The sequence below is a fragment of the Pandoraea sp. ISTKB genome, from assembly GCF_001721285.1.
Taxonomy (GTDB): Bacteria; Pseudomonadota; Gammaproteobacteria; order Burkholderiales; family Burkholderiaceae; genus Pandoraea; species Pandoraea capi.
Map to the genome: position 1 here is coordinate 1 of NZ_MAOS01000070.1, position 19764 is coordinate 19764.

General features: G+C 62.1%; 19 protein-coding genes. 9 read left to right on the forward strand and 10 right to left on the reverse strand.

Translation table 11 applies throughout. The features are described from left to right. The first annotated feature begins 261 nt into the window (after positions 1–261). The 6 genes from A9762_RS23700 (at position 262) to A9762_RS23725 (ending at position 5393) form a co-directional block, all read left to right on the forward strand. Positions 262–873 (forward strand): NUDIX hydrolase, encoded by a 612-nt coding sequence (locus A9762_RS23700; protein WP_083254238.1) that lies wholly within the window; start codon positions 262–264, stop codon positions 871–873. 95 nt (positions 874–968) lie between these two features. Beyond that, positions 969–1727 carry a leucyl/phenylalanyl-tRNA--protein transferase gene (gene aat, locus A9762_RS23705; RefSeq protein ID WP_069344449.1) on the forward strand — a complete coding sequence of 253 codons (759 nt, stop codon included), beginning with the start codon at positions 969–971 and terminating at the stop codon, positions 1725–1727. Positions 1728–1729: 2 nt separating this feature from the next. Further along, entirely contained in the window at positions 1730–2515 is a 786-nt protein-coding gene (locus A9762_RS23710) for an arginyltransferase (RefSeq protein WP_069344450.1), read from the forward strand. A gap of 186 nt (positions 2516–2701) precedes the next feature. Beyond that, entirely contained in the window at positions 2702–3730 is a 1029-nt protein-coding gene (locus A9762_RS23715; protein ID WP_069344451.1) for a quinone-dependent dihydroorotate dehydrogenase, read from the forward strand. Positions 3731–3789: 59 nt separating this feature from the next. Beyond that, on the forward strand, positions 3790–4587 hold the full coding sequence (locus A9762_RS23720; protein WP_069344452.1) for a transporter substrate-binding domain-containing protein: 798 nt from the start codon (positions 3790–3792) through the stop codon (positions 4585–4587). 146 nt (positions 4588–4733) lie between these two features. Next, the gene (locus A9762_RS23725; RefSeq protein WP_069344453.1) at positions 4734–5393 is read left to right on the forward strand and encodes an amino acid ABC transporter permease; all 660 of its coding nucleotides are present in this window, start codon (positions 4734–4736) and stop codon (positions 5391–5393) included. Positions 5394–5502: 109 nt separating this feature from the next. Here the strand turns inward: A9762_RS23725 and A9762_RS23730 are convergent, their stop codons facing one another. From A9762_RS23730 to A9762_RS23740, 3 genes are all read right to left on the reverse strand, one after another. Beyond that, positions 5503–6912 (reverse strand): lactate utilization protein B, encoded by a 1410-nt coding sequence (locus A9762_RS23730; RefSeq protein WP_069344454.1) that lies wholly within the window; start codon positions 6910–6912, stop codon positions 5503–5505. Positions 6913–7031: 119 nt separating this feature from the next. Beyond that, positions 7032–7757 (reverse strand): (Fe-S)-binding protein, encoded by a 726-nt coding sequence (locus A9762_RS23735; RefSeq protein WP_069344455.1) that lies wholly within the window; start codon positions 7755–7757, stop codon positions 7032–7034. Between the two features lie 90 nt (positions 7758–7847). After that, entirely contained in the window at positions 7848–9284 is a 1437-nt protein-coding gene (locus A9762_RS23740) for a hypothetical protein (protein ID WP_069344456.1), read from the reverse strand. Between the two features lie 260 nt (positions 9285–9544). On the opposite strand from A9762_RS23740, the gene A9762_RS23745 reads away from it, so the two are divergent. Then, positions 9545–10369 (forward strand): IclR family transcriptional regulator, encoded by an 825-nt coding sequence (locus A9762_RS23745; RefSeq protein WP_069344457.1) that lies wholly within the window; start codon positions 9545–9547, stop codon positions 10367–10369. Between the two features lie 75 nt (positions 10370–10444). Here the strand turns inward: A9762_RS23745 and pbpG are convergent, their stop codons facing one another. The 4 genes from pbpG to A9762_RS23765 form a co-directional block, all read right to left on the reverse strand. Next, positions 10445–11710 carry a D-alanyl-D-alanine endopeptidase gene (gene pbpG, locus A9762_RS23750; protein WP_069344458.1) on the reverse strand — a complete coding sequence of 422 codons (1266 nt, stop codon included), beginning with the start codon at positions 11708–11710 and terminating at the stop codon, positions 10445–10447. A 188-nt stretch (positions 11711–11898) separates the two neighbouring features. Further along, the gene (locus A9762_RS23755) at positions 11899–12717 is read right to left on the reverse strand and encodes a nitroreductase (protein ID WP_083254236.1); all 819 of its coding nucleotides are present in this window, start codon (positions 12715–12717) and stop codon (positions 11899–11901) included. 134 nt (positions 12718–12851) lie between these two features. After that, on the reverse strand, positions 12852–13787 hold the full coding sequence (locus tag A9762_RS23760; RefSeq protein WP_069344460.1) for a DMT family transporter: 936 nt from the start codon (positions 13785–13787) through the stop codon (positions 12852–12854). A gap of 68 nt (positions 13788–13855) precedes the next feature. Then, positions 13856–14806: a histone deacetylase gene (locus A9762_RS23765; protein ID WP_069344461.1), complete on the reverse strand. Its 951-nt coding sequence runs from the start codon at positions 14804–14806 to the stop codon at positions 13856–13858. Positions 14807–14908: 102 nt separating this feature from the next. Between A9762_RS23765 and A9762_RS23770 the strand changes: the two genes are divergently transcribed. Next, the gene (locus tag A9762_RS23770; RefSeq protein WP_069344462.1) at positions 14909–15121 is read left to right on the forward strand and encodes a hypothetical protein; all 213 of its coding nucleotides are present in this window, start codon (positions 14909–14911) and stop codon (positions 15119–15121) included. A gap of 190 nt (positions 15122–15311) precedes the next feature. Beyond that, entirely contained in the window at positions 15312–15872 is a 561-nt protein-coding gene (locus A9762_RS23775) for a phasin family protein (protein ID WP_069344463.1), read from the forward strand. Positions 15873–16257: 385 nt separating this feature from the next. Here A9762_RS23775 and lpdA read toward each other — a convergent pair whose 3' ends face one another. The 3 genes from lpdA to A9762_RS23790 all read right to left on the reverse strand — a co-directional run. Continuing rightward, positions 16258–18036, reverse strand: coding sequence for a dihydrolipoyl dehydrogenase (gene lpdA / locus A9762_RS23780; RefSeq protein WP_069344464.1), 1779 nt, complete (start codon positions 18034–18036; stop codon positions 16258–16260). Positions 18037–18056: 20 nt separating this feature from the next. After that, complete coding sequence (locus A9762_RS23785; RefSeq protein ID WP_010807268.1) at positions 18057–18638, reverse strand: 20S proteasome subunits A/B; 582 nt, start codon at positions 18636–18638, stop codon at positions 18057–18059. A 79-nt stretch (positions 18639–18717) separates the two neighbouring features. Next, on the reverse strand, positions 18718–19764 hold a 1047-nt coding region (locus tag A9762_RS23790; RefSeq protein WP_139133370.1), incomplete at its 5' end, for a dihydrolipoyllysine-residue acetyltransferase.

Consider the following 19764-nt stretch of genomic DNA (forward strand, 5'->3'; position numbering starts at 1 on the left):
GTGACCTTCGGGTTATGAGCCCGACGAGCTGCCAGACTGCTCCACCCCGCGTCTGAAGAATTAGATTATATGACAATTGCCATCGCAGTGCAACATGACTGGCTGAATATTTTTCCAGTCGTCGTCTGCATGTCGATGAAAATGGCGCGCAAGCCGACGTGCGTCCCGATACCACGGGTTATCCCGGCACCCGGTGTGCGTCGCCGCACAGCGCGCGTCGCCGATGATACACTCGCACCAACCATGAACCGACGTCCTCTCATCCAATTCTGCTCCGCCTGCGGCCACCCGGTCGAGTTGCGCATTCCGCCCGGCGACAATCGCGAGCGGCATGTCTGCACACACTGCGGCACCATTCACTATCAGAACCCGCGCAACGTGCTCGGCACGGTACCTGTGTGGGGCGATCAGGTGTTGTTGTGCAAGCGCGCCATCGAGCCGCGACTCGGTTACTGGACGCTCCCCGCAGGCTTCATGGAGATTGGCGAGACGACGGCCCAGGCCGCCGCGCGCGAGACGCTGGAGGAAGCCGGCGCTATCGTCGACGTAGGCGCCCTGTTCTCCGTACTCAACGTGCCGCACGTGAGCCAGGTTCATATTTTCTATTTGGCACAGATGCGCGAGCCGCAGTTCGCCGCCGGCGAGGAAAGTCTCGAAGTCGCGCTCTTCTCGGAGGACGAGATCCCCTGGGACGACATCGCCTTCCCGACCGTCGCCAAAACGCTGCGCTTCTTCTTCGAAGATCGCCGCGCAGGGGCGTTCGGCGTCCACCTCGAAGCGTCGTCGGAAGTCGTACCCGGCACCCCGGTCCCGACGCTGCCCGTGCATACGGCGCACACCGAGGACATCCTCACGCCGATGCTGCGTGTCTAAGCGCACCGGCATTCGCGGTGCCTGCCCTCCCGATTTCGTCGACTTCATCGGATTGCCCATGAAGTCGACGCCAAATCCGCAAAGCTAACGTCGTCATGGTCGTCTGGCTCGAAGCAAACGATCCCTTCCCAAGCGTGGACGAAGCGCTCGACGCGTCAAGCGACGCGCCAGGACTGCTCGCCGCCGGGCTCGACCTCTCACCTCAGCGTCTGCTCGCCGCCTACCGGCAAGGCATCTTCCCCTGGTACTCGCAAGGACAACCCGTACTGTGGTGGAGTCCCGATCCACGGATGGTGTTGCGGCCCGAGAGCTTCGTCGTCAGTCACAACTTCCGAAAATTGCTGCGTCGCGTGCTGCGCGAAGATGCCTGGGAAATTCGCCTCGACGTCGACTTCCCCGCCGTCATGCAAGCCTGTGCGCAAGCCCCACGTCGCGGACAAGACGGCACGTGGATCACGCCCGCCATCGTTGCCGCCTACCGCGCGCTGCACGATGCCGGACTCGCGCACAGCGTGGAAACGTTCTACGAAGGCGAGCGTGTCGGCGGCCTGTACGGTGTGGCGCTCGGGCGCATGTTCTACGGCGAATCGATGTTTGCCAAGCGCACCGACGCGTCGAAAATCGCCCTCGCCGCACTCGTCGCGTTTGCACGCACACACGCAATAGAGGTGATAGACTGCCAGCAAAGTACCGCTCATCTGGCGTCGCTCGGCGGGGGTGAAATTCCCCGCCAGACATTTCTGGCCCACGTGAAAAAGGCGGTCATGGCCCCCGCGCCGGTCTGGCGTCTGGATAAACAGATGCTCAGCGCACTGGCCTACGGTAACGCAGCAGACAAGGCTCACGAGGTTTAGCAGTGACCCATCCGAACGAACTGCCGCTCTCTCCGCTGTCCGCCCTTCAGTTCTACGCAACGGCGCCCTATCCCTGTAGCTATCTAGACAACCATACGGCGCGTTCGCAGGTTGCCACCCCCAGCCATCTGATCAATTCGGACGTCTACAGCGAACTCGTGCGCGCGGGCTTTCGCCGCAGCGGTGTGTTCACCTATCGTCCCTATTGCGACGGCTGCCGCGCCTGTGTCCCCGTGCGTGTGCCCATTGCACGCTTCGTTCCGAATCGCACGCAGCGGCGGATCTGGAAGCGCCACGCATCGCTCGCCGTCAACGTCTCCGGGCTTCACTACACCGAGGAGCACTACCAGCTCTACATGCGCTACCAGTCGCGACGCCACGCCGGCGGCGGCATGGATCACGACAGCCGCGAGCAGTACGAGCAGTTCCTGCTGCAAAGCCGCGTGAACTCCCGCCTCGTGGAATTTCGCGAACCGCCCGGCCATCAGGGCGCGGGCACGCTGCGCATGATCAGCATGGTCGACATCCTCAGCGACGGGCTATCGTCGGTCTACACGTTCTTTGATCCGGACGTCGAAGGTGCGTCATACGGCACGTACAACATCCTCTGGCAAATCGAACAGGCGCGTGCACTCGGCTTGCCGAACGTCTATCTCGGCTACTGGATCCAGCAGAGCCGGAAGATGGTCTATAAGGCCAATTTCCGCCCCCTGCAAGGCCTGATCGACGGCCAATGGCAAGACATGCCCGACGCCATGCTCGATGCTGCGGGTCAGGCGGATCAGTAAGCTCCCTTCGCAATCCCTTGTCGACGCGGCGCGTCTGCGACACATCCATTGTCGGCAGTGCGCACCGCGTTCATTCCGCGACAGAACTCACGTAAATTGAGAGTACGCAGAGCGTAGAAAAAGACGCGCTCCGCGCCCGGGATACCGGTAAAATGGCGACTTTCCGATTCTGCCGAACCCGACATCGTGCTTGCGCCTCTCTATCCTCTGGCCCGTCGCGCCCTGTTCTGTCTTGATGCCGAACAAGCTCACCACCTGACGCTGGCCACGCTGCGTGGCGTCGCCTCGCTTGGCCTCTCGGGCCTCGTCGGTCAGACGCTGCCCGAAGATCCCCGCACGGTGATGGGCATCCGCTTCCCGAACCCGGTCGGCCTTGCCGCCGGCCTCGACAAGGACGGCAGTTGCATCGATGGCCTCGCCGCCCTCGGCTTTGGCTTCGTTGAAGTGGGAACGGTCACACCGCGCCCGCAATCCGGCAACCCGAAGCCCCGCATTTTCCGCTTGCCGCAGGCCGAGGCGATCATCAATCGCATGGGCTTCAACAACGGCGGCGTCGAGCAATTTCTCCAGAACGTGCAGTCGGCCCGCTACAAGGGCCCGCTGGGCCTGAACATCGGCAAGAATGCCGACACGCCCATTGAGCGCGCCGTCGACGACTATCTCATCTGCCTTGAGAAGGTCTATCCGTACGCGACTTACGTGACGGTGAACATCTCGTCGCCCAACACCAAGAATCTGCGTCAATTGCAAGGCGGCGACGAACTCGACGCCCTGCTCGGCAAGCTCAAGGACAAACAGCGCGCGCTGTCCGATCGTCACGGCAAGTACGTGCCGATCGCGCTGAAGATTGCCCCGGACCTCGACGACGAACAGATCAAGGTGATCGCGGGCACGCTCACGCGCCATGGTTTCGATGGTGTGATCGCCACGAACACCACGCTCTCGCGCGAAGCCGTCGCCGGTCTGCCGAACGCCAACGAAACCGGCGGCCTGTCGGGACGCCCCGTGTTCGACGCCTCGAATCGCGTGATCCGTGCCCTGGCGACCGAGTTGGGCGGTGCGCTGCCAATCGTCGGTGTGGGCGGCATTCTGTCGGGCGCCGACGCCCAGGCGAAGCTCGATGCGGGCGCCAGTCTGGTACAGGTGTACAGCGGCCTGATTTACCGCGGCCCCGAGCTGGTGCGAGAATGCGTGCAAGCGCTGCGTACGGTCTGACAGGTCGAACGTCGGCGCCCCATCATCCGCTTCATCTGCCAAAGGGAAAACCAGACACTATGAAATCCTGGCTCAAGACGCTTTGCCTCGTACCGCTCGCCGCCGCAGCACTCATCGGTACGTCGTCGGCCCGCGCTGCCGATCTGCTCGACACCGTGAAGTCGGCGGGCGTGCTGAAGATCGGCATCGAAGGCACCTACCCGCCGTTCAACTACCTCGACAAGAGCGGTCAGCTCGACGGCTTCGACGTGGATGTCGCTAAAGCCGTGGCACAACGCCTCGGCGTGAAGCCCCAGTTCGTCAAGACGGAATGGAGCGGCATCATCGGCGGCCTTCAGGCCGGCAAGTTCGACGTCATCGTCAATCAGGTCGCGATCACCGACGAGCGCAAGAAGTCGCTGGACTTCAGCGAGCCGTACACGTATTCGGCAGCACAACTGATTCGCCGCAAAGATGACAAGCGCCCGTTCGCCACGCTCGACGCGCTCAAGGGCCACAAGCTAGGCGTGAGTCTGGGCAGCAACTACGACACGATGGCCAAGGCCGTGCCGGGCATCGACGTGCGTACGTATCCGGGCGCGCCCGAGTATCTCGCCGACCTCGCCGCCGGCCGTGTCGACGCTGCCCTCAACGATCAGTTGATGATGGCCTACCTGCTCGAGAACGCGAAGCTGCCGCTCGAAGCCGGCGCCGTGTTGCCGGGCACCAATCAGGCCGTCGGCATTCCGTTCAAGAAGAACAATCCGAAGTTTGCGAAGGCCATCAACGACGCGCTGACGGCCATGAAGCAAGACGGCTCGCTCGCCAAGCTCTCGCAGAAGTGGTTCGGCAAGGATACGTCCAAGCCGGCGCAGTAAAACGCAAGCCGCGTAGCGATAATCTTCGGCCGTCGGACTGCCATGACACCCGACGCCGGAGATGACCCCACGGCCGGCATCACGCCAATCATGCGGATGCCGGCCGTCGTCTTTGCGCGCCACGACACATCATCAGACATCCCCCCATGAATCCATTCGAACTCGCCGCCCAATCCATGCCGGTGCTGTTGCAGGGCACCGTGCTCACGATCAAGTTCGCCTTGATGTCGATGGTGTTCGGCCTGGCGATCGGCATCATCGTGGCGATCATGGGCATCGGCAAAGTACGCGTGTTTCGCGGCATTGCGCGCGCTTACGTCAGCATCATGCGCGGCACGCCGCTGCTGGTGCAGATCTTCGTGGTCTATTACGGCCTGCCGGGTATCGGCATCTCGCTCGACCCGACGCCCGCCGGCGTGCTCACCCTCAGCCTGAACGTGGGCGCGTATCTGTCGGAAAGCATGCGCGGCGCGCTCGAAGGCATGCCTCGCGGGCAATGGCTCGCGGCGTATAGCCTCGGTCTGTCGTACTGGCAGACGCTGCGCTACATCATTGCGCCGCAAGCACTGCGCATGGCCGTGCCGAGTCTTGGCAACAGCCTGATCAGCCTGATCAAGGACACGTCGCTCGTCTCCGTCATTACCGTGACGGAATTGCTGCGCTCGGCGCAGGAAGTGATCGCGTCGACGTATCAGCCGCTACCGCTCTACCTCGCGTGCGCCGCCATTTACTGGGTGCTATCGACGGGACTGTCGGCCCTGCAACGTCGCATCGAAAAACGCCTCGCCCTGCCCGCCCGAACCTGACGGTTACCCAGGCGACGTAAAAAAACTGGCGCTCCCGCAGGAGGCCAGCTTTTTTCATGTCGACGAAGGCACTTTGGCAGCGCCGCCGCGAATTCCCTACGTCGCAGACTCAGCGCGGTGCGCGACGCTCGCGATACATCGCACGGAACGTCTTGCCGCTCGGCGCCGGCATCTCACGCGTATCGGTCCAGCCACCGGCGAGCGGCAGCTTCGAGATACTGCCGCGATCGCGCCCCATCCGCCGCAGCGCCCACGACCCAAGGCTCGAGAGCGTTGCATACAGACGCGGACGCCGAGCCGCGAATGCCCACGCCGCCAACGCCGCGCGCTCCTGCCACGGACGCAACCCGCGATCCACCTGACGCTCACGCAGCTTGCGCAGCAGATCCGAAATTGGAATACCCACAGGGCAGACCCGATTGCACTCACCGCACAGCGTTGCCGCCTGCGGCAGATCGAGCGTCTTTTCCAGACCGACGTAGCTCGGCGTGAGCACCGACCCCATCGGCCCCGGATACACCCATCCGTACGCATGGCCGCCGATCTTCTGATACACCGGGCAGTGGTTCATGCACGCACCGCAACGAATGCAGCGCAGCATCTCCTGAAACGCACCACCGATCAGCCCCGAACGGCCGCCGTCGACGAGCACGAAATACATGTGATCGGGACCGTCGACTTCCCCTTCTGCGCGCGTACCGGTGAGTAACGAGAAGTAGTTCGACGTGCCCTGCCCGGTCGCCGAACGCGGCAGCAACCGCATGGCGGTCGCCAGATCTTCGAGTGTCGGGAGTACCTTCTCGATGCCCGTCACGGCGACGTGAACACGCGGCATGATCGTGCACATGCCTTCGTTGCCCTCGTTGGTCACCACGGCAACGGAACCGGTCTCTGCAACGAGGAAGTTACCGCCGGTCACGCCCATGTCCGCCGATAGAAACTGCGGACGCAGCATCTCGCGCGCCTCGCGCGTCATCAACGGAATTTCCGTCAGACGCGGCTTCTGGTGCACGCGTGCGAACAGATCGGCAACCTCGTCCTTGTCCTTGTGGACGACCGGCGCAATGATGTGCGACGGTGGCTCGTTGTCGTTGATCTGCAGGATGTACTCGCCAAGGTCCGTCTCGACGGACTGCACCCCCATATCGGCAAGCACCTTGTTGAGTTGCAGCTCTTCGGTGACCATCGACTTCGACTTGATCACCTTCTTGACGTCGTGCTTGCGGGCGATCTCGGCGATCAGACGCGCGGCGTCCTGCGTCGACTCGGCGAACAGCACGGTAGCGCCGCGTCGCGTCGCTTCGCGCTCGAAGATGCCCAGCCAGACGTCCAGATTCTCGATGCCACGATTGCGACGCTCCTTGAGCGCCTCACGGGTGGCTTCGAAATCGATTTCCTCGATGGCGGCGGCACGCGCCGTCACGAACTTGGTCGAGAGTTTCTTGAGGTTGGCTTGCAGACGCTGGTCCGCGAGCTTTTGCCCGGCGCGCGCCTTGAACTGCATCGATTGAACTTGCATCGCGACTCACGAGAAGCGAAGACCGGACGTGCAAGCGACATCAGCAGCGCGCATGGGTCCGGAGATCGGTAGGATCGGGAAAAGAGTGGCGTGTTTATGCATCACATTCGGCATCGCGCTCATGCGTCCCCGGCGAGCACCTGGGCGATGTGCAGCACGCGTGTTTTCGTATCGCCGGTGCGACGCAGACGCCCTTCGATGTTCAGCATGCAGCCCAGGTCGCCCAGCACGACAGCCGGTGCACCGCTCGCGGCAATGTTGGCGCACTTCTCGTCGACGATGGCCGTCGAGATGTTGCCGTACTTCAGCGCGAACGTACCGCCGAAGCCGCAGCACGCCTGACAGTCCTTCATCTCGGTCATCTTCACGCCCGGCATTTTCGCCAGCAGCGCGCGCGGCTGCGTCTTCACACCGAGCTCACGCAGGCCGGAGCAGGAATCGTGATACGTCACTTCACCGTTGTAATCGCCGGGCACCGTATCGATGTGGAGCACGTTGACGAGGAAATCCGTCAGTTCGTAGACGCGCGGGCGCAGACGTTCGTAGCGCCCCATCAGTTCGGGGTCGTCGGCAAAGAGATCGCCGTAGTGCGCCTTGACCATCCCGCCGCACGATCCCGACGGCACGACCACGTAGTCGAAGGATTCGAATTCGTCGAGGAATTTTTGGGCGAGGTCGCGGGCGATGGCGCGCTCGCCGGAGTTGTAGCCCGGCTGGCCGCAGCAAGTCTGGGAATCGGGAATCACGACCTCGCAACCGGCTGTCTCAAGCAGCTTGAGCGTAGAGAAACCGATCTCCGGGCGCATCATGTCGATCAGACATGTGACAAACAGTCCGACGCGCATTGGGGGAATCCTCTTTTCGGGAATAATGCGCCATTATAAGTCGCTGGGCCGCACGGGCCCAGCGTGGATTCCCGCACGTCGCGTGAGCGCTTATGCCATATGCGGCACGTTCTTGCTGTAGTAGCCCCAGGAATTCGCGCGCGACGGCGGCATCCGGTTGGACGCAAGGGCGGTAGCTTCCGGCGACGCCTGCCGGCCACACGAATGCGCGCGCTGTGCCTCCGCTACAGCGCGCAGATCGGCGCTCATCGCGCCCATCCGGTCGGTGAGCGAATCGCGCAGCCTGTCCACCTTATCGGAGACGTCGCCGACTCTTCGGTCCACCTTCTCAGAGACGTCGTCGATTCTTCGGCCCAACGTGTCAGAGACGTCGCCGATGCATCGCCCCATCCCGTCCACCTTGGCAGAGAGGTCGTCGATTCTTCGATCCATCCCATCCACCTTGTCGGAGAGATCGCCAACTCTTCGATCCATCCCCTCCACCTTGCCAGAGACGTCGCCGATTCTTCGGTCCATACCGTCCAATTTCTGCTCGACGCCCGACATTCTGTGCTCAAGACTGCGCAAGTCACGGGACATCTCCTGCTGTCCTTCCATGAGATTGCCGAGACGATTCCACACCATGTCGTCCAGACGCTGCGAAGTTTTCGCCTGAATACCCTCGAGATACGCTCTCATTTCCGTCTCCTCATTTCGTAATAGTTGCTTCGTTGACTCCAACAGGCTCTCCGTCGCCTTCCACCCACGCTCGCGATCGAATCCGCGGATACTCCCCAGACTCACAATGCGGATGAGCATCGTCACCGCAAATCCGATCACGGCAATCACCAGACCTACCTTTGCAAGCGCCAGTGCCGCAACAGTCGCCGCCACCAGATACAAACCGCCCGAAAGCGAAAATCGCTTGCCGTAATGCTTCTTGTCAGGCCAGACCTGCCTCGACGCCAGGGTTGCCGCTCTGCGGGCGTCGGCAAGACACCGGCTGGTCTGCGCAATGGCCACCGCGCAATCCGCCTTGACGTCGGCATAAGCCGCTCGCTCGTCGGAGACATCGGCGAATATCCTGGCTTCCAGTTGGGCAGCACGATCGCGTAGTCGTGTGCAATGTTCAATGGCCTCCTCCTCTTTGAGCAGCACGTCGTCGAGACGCGCGAGAATCTCGCGAAAGCGTTTTGCGGATGGCGTCAGGTGCTCCGGACTCCGAACCTCCAACTGATCGCGAACCCGCGAGTACACCCCGTGTTGTGCGAATGACGATCGGTACCGCCAGCACCCATCCCACAACCCACCCTTCCAGTAGCCAGACGTCGCTTTCCTGAACGCCTTCTGAAAAGACGCTTCCAGCTCACCGATATCGTGGGCACTCATCCCGAGACGAGACCTTGCGTTGGCGATACTGGCGAACCTTCCGGCGATTTCGGCCCGCGTCCCGGCAATGGACGTCCCCACGCCGGCGTCAACGCATTGCATCCGCTTCTGCCCCACTGGCCACTTCGCGACCGCCGGTGCGTACACATACCCGAACATGCGCAACACCTCCGTTGTGACGCGTCGACCACTCACGCTGCAACGCAGGGGTCAGGCGTCGTTGATGAAGTACGGATGCATGCTAGCGACGCGCGATTCGGGCCACTTTCGGTTTCGGCACGCAGATACTGCAACTTCGACGCATCCCTTGTGGGAGTCACATCCGGCGCCGCGTTTTCGCAGAAGTCCTCTACAGGAAGGGTGCGAATTTTTCACAATATGATATAGAATCGACGCTATACGAAACTCGGCCCTACCTCATGAAAGACGACACCAGTCAAAGCACGGAGTCGCGCACGTCCATTCAGGTAATCGAGCGCATGATGCGTCTGCTCGATGCACTTGCCGGTCATGCCGATCCCGTCAGCCTCAAGGAGTTGGCGCAAGCCACCGAACTTCATCCATCCACCGCGCACCGCATCCTGAACGACATGGTGGCGTGCCGCTTCGTCGATCGTTGCGACCCGGGGACCTACCGTCTCGGCATGCGTCTGCTCGAACTCGGCAATCTGGTCAAAGCACGCCTGTCGGTCCGCGACGCCGCGCTCACGCCGATGCGCGGACTGCACCGTATCACCGGGCAGACGGTCAATCTGTCGGTACGCCAGGGGGACGAAATCGTCTACATCGAGCGCGCCTACAGCGAGCGCTCGGGCATGCAGGTCGTGCGCGCCATCGGGGGCCACGCGCCGTTGCATCTCACCTCCGTCGGCAAGCTGTTTCTTGCGGCCGACGAAGCCTCGCGCGTGCGCGCCTATGCGACACGCACCGGACTCTCGGGTCACACGCGCAACAGCATCACCGACCTGCAGAAACTCGAACGCGAGCTGACGCACGTCCGCAAATCGGGATATGCGCGCGATAACGAGGAACTTGAGTTAGGGGTGCGATGCATCGCTGCCGGGATTTATGACGACAGCGGCAAGCTGGTCGCGGGACTGTCGCTGTCCGCACCGGCCGACCGATTGCAAGATGCCTGGCTCGCGAATCTGAACGAGACGGCGCTGCAAATCTCGTCGTCACTCGGCTTCCATGCCCCCAATCCGGACACGAACGGCCTGTCGCAAATGGCGACGGTGGAGTAAAGCAGCAAAAGGCAAAACAAAAGGCGCTCCCGAGGGAGCGCCTTTCTTTTGATGCCGGGTCGCTGACGCGTCGAATTACAGCGCGTGACCGTTGTTGGTCGCAACCTGTGCCGTCGGCACGTTACCTGCGGTGCGCTGCGGCGTAGCGCCGCCACCTTCCAGCAGCCACTTACGAACGCGCGTGGCGTCGGCGAAGCGCGAATACTTGCCCGTCGAGTCGAGCAGAATCATGATCACCGGGCGGCCTTCGACGTTCGCCTGCATCACGAGACACTGACCGGCTTCGTTGATGTAGCCCGTCTTCTGCAAGCCGATTTCCCAACCCGAATGACCGATCAGGTGGTTCGTGCTGACGTAATGCAATTCGCGACGACCGGTGTTGACGTCGTAATTGCTGTCCGTCGAGAAACGACGAATCATCGGGTATTGATACGCAGCCTTGACCATCTTCACGAGGTCACGCGCGCTCGATACGTTCTGGCTCGACAGGCCCGTCGGATCATTGAAGTGCGTGTCGTTCATGCCCAGTTGCTTCGCCTTGGCGTTCATCGCGGCGAGGAATGCCGGACGGCCACCCGGGAAGTAACGCGACAGTGCAGCAGCCGCGCGGTTTTCCGACGACATCAGTGCAATGTGCAGCATGTCTTCGCGCGACAGACGCGAACCCACCGACAGGCGCGAGCCCGTGCCCTTCTCGTAGTCGCGATCTTCATCGGTCACTTCCATGACGTCCGTCATCGGGACACCAGCGTCGAGCGACACCATGGCCGTCATCAGCTTCGAGATCGAAGCGATCGGCAGCACGGCTTGCGAATTCTTGTCGAACAGCGACTCACCGGTGCGTTCGTCGACGACATACGCGACGGAGGAGCGCAGCGCGAGCGCATCGGGCGTCTCATGCAGACCGAAGGCACGGCCCGTCGACAGACGCTCCGGTGCTTGCGGTGCAAAGTTGACGGTGCGATACGACGTCACGACACGGCGCTTGCCGTTCTTGTAGACGACGCGTTTGACGGCGACCTTTTTCGCTGCGGGCCCGTCGTCTTCGACGGCGGCGAGCTTGCGTGCCTTGCCGTTGACCTTCGCGCTCTTCACTTCACGAGCGGCAGGTGTGGCGGCGGCACGTTTGGCACCGGATTTGGACGTGGCGACGGCTTTCGTCGCCTTGGGATTCGCGCACGCGCGTTTCTGGGCAGCAGTCTTGGCCGTCTTCGAGCAATCGCTCGTCTTACCGGCGGCGTGAACGACTGCCGGGGCACCGGCGGCGAGCGAGATCGCCACGACGGCAGCACCCCAGAGACGGGAGCGGCACAGACGCGCAAGGGTGGTGATCGCGTACATAGATTGGGAGTAGCGTAAGGTTGGCAGGCAACGAGTTTGGGAGAAGTTTAGTAACTTCCGAAAAAATAAGCAATATGAATGACTTAGCTGAAATACTTAAACCGGCATCTGGCAGTTTTGTGCAGCGCAACGCGCTCAATTCCACATTCGCCAAATTTTGCCAAATAACGCCAACCTCTTGATATTCGTTAATTCAAAAAGTGCGCCCACTCCTGGAGGGGCGCACGCTCGGTGACAAGACCGTTTTCAACGGCATTCGGGTCCGCGTAACCCAACGCCATGCCGCATACCACCATCCGGGTCTCCGGCAAGCGCAGCTCGTCGGCAATGACTTGGTGGAACGTGGCAAACGCCGCTTGCGGACAGGTATCCAGCCCGCGCGCCCGCGCCGCAATCATCACGCCTTGCAGGAACATGCCGTAGTCAAGCCAACTGCCCTGCTCCAGATGCCGGTCGATCGTGAAAATCAACCCGACCGGCGCGTCGAAGAACGTGAAGTTGCGCGCATGCTGACCATGCATCCTCGCCTTGTCCGCGCGACCGATGCCCAGCAACCCGTACAGATCCCACCCGACTTTGCGACGCCGTGCCTGATAGGGCTCGGTCCACTCGCGCGGGTAGTACGCATACTCCTCCTGGTGCATCAAGCGCTGCGCCGGATCGTTGAACGCGTCCAGCAAGCGCGACGTCAACCGCTTCAGCGCATCGCCCGAAAGCGCGTACGTCTGCCATGGCTGAATGTTGCTGCCCGACGGGGCACGCGACGCGACCGACAAGATGTCCGCCACGGTCGCCTGCGGTACCGGCGTCGGTAAATAGGCACGAATCGATCGACGGCTACGAATAGCCTCGTCGACATATTCCACGCGCAACCCCGCGTTATCGTTGACAGCCGGGGGATGCGTACTTTCCCCAGCCTCCGGCGGCACCTGGATGTTCGTCGCACCCGACGTGCCAGACGTGCCGGAAATATCGGTGGCGTTTGAAGGGTCAGAGGGGTTAGACATAACAGGAACGTTTGCAGCGTTAGCAGTACTGGCGGCAGACGTCGTTGCCGACGTAGCGGCTGTACGCGGATCTGGGTGTTTCATAACGCTTCGTTGACGGCTGACGATAAAGAGGGAGAGAGGTGGCGCGACGCTCACGAGGCCGGGGACGCCGCCCGGCGCTCAATCACGAGCGCAACGCCCAACGCGGCCACGATCATCCCCGCCGCACTCAGCGGGGATAACGTCTCGCCGAACAACAACCACGCCATGACGGCCGTGGTCGGGGGCGTCAGATACATCAGACTGGAAACCTTGGTCGCCGCCCCGCGACGAATCAGCAGGAACAGCAGCGAGATGGCGCCGATGGAGAGCGCAAGCACCGACCACGCCAGAGCGCCGATCATCTCGGCATTCCAGCGCACCTGCATCGTCTCCAGTGCCCATGCGGCGGGCAACGTCACCAGGAATGCCGCACCGAATTGCACCACCGTGCCCACACGCAGATCAAAGTGCGAGCAAAAGCGTTTCTGGTACAGCGTACCGGCCGTAATCGCAACCAGACTGAGCACGCACAGCGCGATCACCCCTACCCCAACGCCGCGCACGCCCACCTTGTTGGCCACCACCAGTCCGACCCCGATGAAACCGCACAGCAGCCCCAGCCATTGACGGCGCGACACCGGTTCACCGACAACACGCGCGAAAAGCGCGGTCAGAAGCGGTTGAATGCCAACGATCAGCGCCGCCAACCCTGCGGGCGCCCCGTGTTTGATCGCCGCCCAGACACCACCGAGATACACCGCCTGAATCAGAATGCCGGAGATCGCGAGATGCGCAATTAACGGCCAGTCGATGCGCTCGGCGCGAACTGTCGGCACCTCGCGGACATTCCCCTCCAGCACATGCCGCATCGGCCACGGCGTGCGCGTCAACCACATGATCGGCAACATCACCACTAGCGTGCAACCGTAGCGCCAGGCAAGGAACGTCAGCGGTTCGGCATTGGGCATGCCGTACTTGGCCACGATGAATCCCGTGCTCCAGATCAGCACGAACCACCACGGCATGGTCGCCGTCCAGATGGCCATTCGTCCGCTTCTCGTCGGCTCAACAGTGGCCGGATGGGACGCAGGTGACGGGTTCATTCGAGGTTCACTCATGCGTACATCCCGCCTGACGACGCGCGATCTTCGCTACGGCCGTTCCGGTTGATCCGGGCGAACTGGCTGGCAAGCCGGATCGTTGCGAAGTGCGCCGCCACGGTCTGCCCGATGTCGCGTCCGTAGCCTCCTGCCATCGCTATCGCGACCGGCAAGCCGCGCTCTGCACACGCCGTCAGTACCCGATGATCGCGTGCGAGCAGGCCGTCATGCGTGAGCGCGAGGCGTCCGAGGCGGTCATTTTCCAGCGGATCGGCGCCAGCAAGATAGATCGCGAGTGTCGGCGTGAATTGCGCAAAGAGGTCCGTGAGCGCGTGGCCAAGCGCGACAAGGTATTCGTCGTCGCCACAGCCATCGGGCAACGCCACGTCGAGATCGCCAGTCGCCTTGTGAAAAGGGTAGTTGTGCTCGCCGTGCAGCGACAGCGTAAAGACACTCGGATCGTGCTCGAAGATAGCAGCGGTGCCGTTGCCCTGATGCACATCGAGGTCGATGATCGCCACGCGTGTGCCCGGCCCGAGTTCCGCTTGCATCGCGCGGGCCGCCACAGCAGCATCGTTGAAGACACAGAAGCCCTCGCCTCGGTCAGCGTAGGCATGATGCGTGCCCCCGGCAAGGTTGGCCGCCACGCCGTCGATCAGGGCCGCACGGCACGCGGCGACCGTTGCGCCGGCCGAGCGACGCGACCGTTCGACCATCTGCGGCGACCAGGGAAACCCGATACTGCGCTGCTCTTTCGGATCCAGCTCACCTGCACCTACGCGTGCGACGTACTCTGCCGAATGGACACGACCGAGCATCGTATCGTCTGCAGGCAACGCTTCGGCCAGCTCGACCTGAGGTAATTCGGACGCAACGCGCTCACGCAAGCGCGCGTACTTCTCCATGGGGAACCGGTGGCCCGGCGGCAGTGGCAGGACGAAATGATCGCTGTAGAACGCTTGCATCGATGCAGGTGGCCGACGGTGACGGCACGCGAAAAGCGTTGAATGACAGCGGCACTGGCGAACGGCAGTCGCGAAGCCTTCCTCTAAACGAGGGTCGGTAACATGCGCGTAGCCGTCCTGCCAGTGCCGGAACTCATCGATATTACCATCGCCCAGCAAGGGACGCGGGGCGCCAGAATGGTGCAAATCGATGGGGCGAATTCGGTGCAAAGCCGCATCTACCAACGATTTGCCACGGATGGCCGATTCGCCGCAACGCGGTGTCACATCGCCGTCACGGGATCCCAAGCTTTTGATTTCTTAAGTCTTTATTGAATTTGTGCGCCGCACAAAAATAGCTTGACAGTCACAAAAATATCTCTACACTTGCAATTGTGCGATGCACAAAAGAAATCGCACCGAATTTGAGAAGGCCCCAACCGTGGTTTCACCGCCATAAGGTGAGAACCAACGAGCGAACACGGAGTGGGTCCATATGCTGTGTATGACACCATAGGAGAACGCCATGTCGTTTCTGACCCCCGAGCAACTCGCTGCTGCCCACAAAGCCAATCTGGAAACCCTCTTCGGCCTGACCAACAAGGCCTTCGAAGGCGTTGAGAAGCTGGTCGAGCTGAACCTGCAAGCCGTGAAGGCATCGCTGGCCGAGACCGCCTCGACCGCACAGAAGGCTTTCGCAGTGAAGGACGCCCAGGAGCTGCTCGCCCTGCAAGCCAACCTGGTTCAGCCGGCTGCCGAGAAGGCGCTCGCTTACGGCCGTCACCTGTATGAAATCGCTTCGTCGACGCAAGCCGAAGTGACCAAGGTCGCCGAAGCCCAACTGGCAGAAGGCTCGCACAACGTGCAGGCCCTGTTCGACAACCTGGCCAAGAATGCCCCGGCCGGTTCGGAGTCGGCAGTCGCACTGGCCAAGTCGGCACTGTCCGCCGCCAACAGCGCGTTCGACAGCGTGCAGAAGGCAACCAAGCAAGCCGTTGAAATCGCCGAAACGAACTTCGCTGCTGCGACCAGCGTCGCCTCGAAGGCTGCGGCTCAGGCTTCGCGTGCTGCCACTGCCAAGAAGTAATCGATAGCGCCCCTGCATTGAGGAGGGACGCCCTCCGCGAGTCACCATTGTTGTAGCGGTGGCCCGAGCGGAAGTCACACCCAGTTGTCTCCTCGGTACCGCAGGTACCTTTCGGACCCGGCCTTGCGCCGGGTTTTCTTTTTGGTGTGCGCTACGATCGCCATGTCGTCGAAAGACCGAACCGCCCTGCGCCTCCTCCCCCTGCACGCTCATCGCACAATAAAAAACCGTCACCCCGGATTGGGATGACGGTTTTTTTACGCTGCCATCGGCAGTCCTCCCGCGCTTGCGAGGAGGACTATGTCATGGCCGCGTTTCACCGGCACTGTCCCGCAATCGCCCGTCGCTGCATGAGCGGGCGATGCGTTCTGGCATTCACGCCAAATTACTTCTTGCGCGGCGGCGGAACGTCGGTGCAGACACCTTCATAGATCTCGGCGGCCATGCCGACCGACTCAGCCAACGTCGGGTGCGGGTGAATCGTCTTGCCGATATCAACCGCATCTGCGCCCATCTCGACTGCCAGGCACAGTTCGCCGATCAGATCGCCCGCATGCGTGCCGACGATGGCGCCACCCACGATGCGATGCGTCTCTTCGTCGAACAGCACCTTGGTGAAGCCCTCGTCACGACCGTTGGCAATGGCGCGGCCCGATGCTGCCCACGGGAACACTGCCTTGCCATACTTCACGCCTTCGGCCTTCAACTGGTCTTCGGTCTTGCCGGCCCAAGCCACTTCCGGATCGGTGTATGCCACCGACGGGATCTGGATCGCGTCGAAGTAGGCCTTCTCACCTGCGGCCGCCTCAGCGGCAACGTGCGCTTCGTGCACGGCCTTGTGCGCCAGCATCGGCTGACCGACGATATCGCCGATCGCGAAGATGTTCGACACGTTGGTACGCATCTGCTTGTCCACCGAGATGAACCCGCGATCGCCGACCACCACGCCTGCCTTCTCGGCACTGATCTTCTTACCGTTCGGGCTACGGCCCACGGCAACCAGCACGAGATCGTAGCGCTGCGGTTCGGCCGGTGCCGCTTCACCCTCGAACTTCACGTAGATACCATCGGCCTTCGCCTCGGCACCCACGGTCTTGGTCTTGAGCATGACGCGACCAAAGCGCTTCGCGTTCATCTTCTCCCAGACTTTGACCAGATCGCGGTCGGCACCTTGCATCAGACCGTCGAGCATTTCCACGACGTCGATCTCGGAGCCCAATGCGCTGTAGACCGTCGCCATTTCCAGACCGATGATGCCACCACCGATGACCAGCATCTTCTTCGGCAATTGACGCAATTCCAACGCGCCAGTCGAATCGACGATGCGCGGATCTTCCGGCAGGAACGGCAGCTTCACGGCTTGCGAACCCGCGGCGATGATCGCCTGAGCGAATTTCACCACGCGCTTAGCCCCGTCCTTGTCGACCACTTCAACGTGGTTGGCATCGAGGAATGCACCGACACCATGGACGACCTCGACCTTGCGCATCTTGGCCATTCCGGCCAGACCACCGGTCAGCTTGCCGACAACGCTTTCCTTGTAAGCACGCAGTTTGCCGAGATCGACTTCCGGCTTCGCGAACGAGATGCCGTGATGGCCGAGCGACTGCGCTTCTTCAAGCACTGCCGCCGTGTGCAGCAACGCCTTCGACGGAATACAACCGACGTTCAGACACACGCCGCCGAGCGTTGCGTAACGCTCGACCAGTACCGTCTTTCGGCCCAGGTCAGCGCTGCGGAACGCTGCGGAGTAACCGCCGGGGCCTGCGCCCAGCACAAGCACTTCACACTCGATATCGGCGCCGCCGGTATGTTGTGCGGCGACCGGTGCCGGGGCACTCGCGGCAGCGGGGGCGGCTGCCGGCGCAGCCGGAGCAGGCGCGGCGGCCGGTGCGGCTGCAGGAGCCGCCGGCTTGGCCGCTGCTGCGTCTTCGGCTTCGACGATGGCAATCAACGTACCTTCGCTGGCCTTGTCGCCCACCTTGATCTTGACTTCCTTGACCGTGCCCGCCACTTCGGACGGCACTTCCATGGAAGCCTTGTCGGATTCCAGCGTAATGAGCGACGCATCCTTGGCGATCTTGTCGCCGGGCTTGATCATCACTTCGATGACATCCACGCCCTCTGCGCCGATATCCGGCACCTTGACTTCAATGAGACTCATGCGGGGTCTCCCTGTCGCATTTATGACTTGATGGTGGTATCGATCGGAAACGCATGCACCTGAAACGGGCCAGCCGAACTCTTATCGAATTCTGCGCCCGCCTTGACGCCCGCCTCGGCGATGGCACTTGCGCTCAGATCCTGGTCGTAGAGGGCATACATGGCGCCGAGCGCGAAATTACGCCCCGACCCGATGCCCCAGAACCGATCGAAAACAAACACTTCCCGGTAGGAATAGACCCCGTAGATTCCGGTCGGATTCGCGATCACACTGGTGATCTGCGACGACTCGTACGGGTCGTCTTCCTCTTCCTTCGTGTTGAGGAAATACTCTTCCTTGAGCTTCTGGTGGACGCGGCAGAACGTGCGAAAGACTTCGTCGCGGGAATGCAGACGACATTCGTCCGCCATGCCGGAGAGAATGGCTCGCATGACCGGAAAGTGCGCTGTCGTGCCGGCCAGACCGACATACGAATCGCCCACAAGAAAGACCTTGCGGTTCTCTTCGTACGATTGCGAAAGCCGCGTATCGCCGAACGTAACGAGCGAATCGGCGGCAATGGCGATCTCACCTGCCTTCTTGACGACTACCACGGTGGTCATGTTGCCCTCCCCGTCCAGAATCCTGAAGCGTGCGCGAGAGCCGCCGGCGCGTTGACACGCTGCCGGCGGCCCGTGCCCATTACAGCATCGCGCGACGGAAGTCCGCCAACAGTTGGCCCAGGTAGGCGTTGAAGCGAGCGGCTTCTGCGCCATCGATCACACGGTGATCGTAGGACAGCGACAGCGGCAACGTCAGCTGCGGCAGGAACTGTTGCTTACCTTCGTCCCACACCGGCTTCTGGTACGAACGCGACAGCCCCAGAATCGCCACTTCCGGCGCATTGATGATCGGCGTGAACGTCGTACCACCGATACCGCCGAGCGACGAAATCGAGAAGCAACCACCTTGCATCTGATCCGGCTTCAGCTTGCCCTCGCGAGCGAGCTTCGCCAGTTCCGACGTTTCGCGGGCGATCTCGAAGACACCCTTCTTGTCTGCGTCGCGAACGACCGGCACCACGAGACCATTCGGCGTATCGGCCGCGAAGCCGATGTGGAAATACTGCTTGAAGACCAGATTGTCGCCGTCGAGGCTGGCGTTGAACGTCGGGAACTTCTTCAAGGCCAGCACGCAAGCCTTGATCACGAACGCAAGCATCGTCACCTTGATGCCGGCCTTCTCGTTTTCCTTGTTCAATTGCACGCGGAACGCTTCGAGCTCGCCGATATCCGCTTCGTCGTTGTTCGTGACGTGCGGGATCATCACCCAGTTGCGATGCAGGTTCGCGCCGGAGATCTTCTTGATGCGCGAGAGCGCCTTCGGTTCGACCGGACCGTACTTCGAGAAGTCGACCTTCGGCCACGGCAGCAGATTCAGCTCGCCACCACCTGCCGGCGCAGCGCCGCCAGCCGCCGGGCGATTGCCTGCGAGCGCGCTCTTGACGAAATTACGCACGTCTTCGACCACCACACGGCCCTTGGGACCGGTGCCCTTCACTTGCGTGACGTCCACACCAAGTTCGCGGGCAAACTTGCGCACGGAGGGGCTTGCGTGGCTGATAGGCTGACTACCCGAGGCGGCAGGTGCTGCAGCGACCGGCGCAGGTGCCGGAGCTGCGGCGGGTGCCGGTGCGGACGCCTGCGCTGCCGGCGCGGGCGCAGCAGCGGGTGCGGCTGCCTTCGCCGA

Excerpts from the sequence above, each read along its gene's own strand:
- A9762_RS23765 (WP_069344461.1), bottom strand. The coding sequence starts at position 14,806 with ATGCAAGCGTTCTACAGCGATCATTTCGTCCTGCCACTGCCGCCGGGC.
- A9762_RS23725 (WP_069344453.1), top strand. The coding sequence starts at position 4,734 with ATGAATCCATTCGAACTCGCCGCCCAATCCATGCCGGTGCTGTTGCAG.
- lpdA (WP_069344464.1), bottom strand. The coding sequence starts at position 18,036 with ATGAGTCTCATTGAAGTCAAGGTGCCGGATATCGGCGCAGAGGGCGTG.
- A9762_RS23770 (WP_069344462.1), top strand. The coding sequence starts at position 14,909 with ATGCGCGTAGCCGTCCTGCCAGTGCCGGAACTCATCGATATTACCATC.
- A9762_RS23740 (WP_069344456.1), bottom strand. The coding sequence starts at position 9,284 with ATGTTCGGGTATGTGTACGCACCGGCGGTCGCGAAGTGGCCAGTGGGG.
- aat (WP_069344449.1), top strand. The coding sequence starts at position 969 with ATGGTCGTCTGGCTCGAAGCAAACGATCCCTTCCCAAGCGTGGACGAA.
- A9762_RS23785 (WP_010807268.1), bottom strand. The coding sequence starts at position 18,638 with ATGACCACCGTGGTAGTCGTCAAGAAGGCAGGTGAGATCGCCATTGCC.
- A9762_RS23745 (WP_069344457.1), top strand. The coding sequence starts at position 9,545 with ATGAAAGACGACACCAGTCAAAGCACGGAGTCGCGCACGTCCATTCAG.
- A9762_RS23755 (WP_083254236.1), bottom strand. The coding sequence starts at position 12,717 with ATGTCTAACCCCTCTGACCCTTCAAACGCCACCGATATTTCCGGCACG.
- A9762_RS23775 (WP_069344463.1), top strand. The coding sequence starts at position 15,312 with ATGTCGTTTCTGACCCCCGAGCAACTCGCTGCTGCCCACAAAGCCAAT.
- A9762_RS23760 (WP_069344460.1), bottom strand. The coding sequence starts at position 13,787 with ATGGCCATCTGGACGGCGACCATGCCGTGGTGGTTCGTGCTGATCTGG.
- A9762_RS23720 (WP_069344452.1), top strand. The coding sequence starts at position 3,790 with ATGAAATCCTGGCTCAAGACGCTTTGCCTCGTACCGCTCGCCGCCGCA.
- A9762_RS23730 (WP_069344454.1), bottom strand. The coding sequence starts at position 6,912 with ATGCAAGTTCAATCGATGCAGTTCAAGGCGCGCGCCGGGCAAAAGCTC.
- A9762_RS23735 (WP_069344455.1), bottom strand. The coding sequence starts at position 7,757 with ATGCGCGTCGGACTGTTTGTCACATGTCTGATCGACATGATGCGCCCG.
- pbpG (WP_069344458.1), bottom strand. The coding sequence starts at position 11,710 with ATGTACGCGATCACCACCCTTGCGCGTCTGTGCCGCTCCCGTCTCTGG.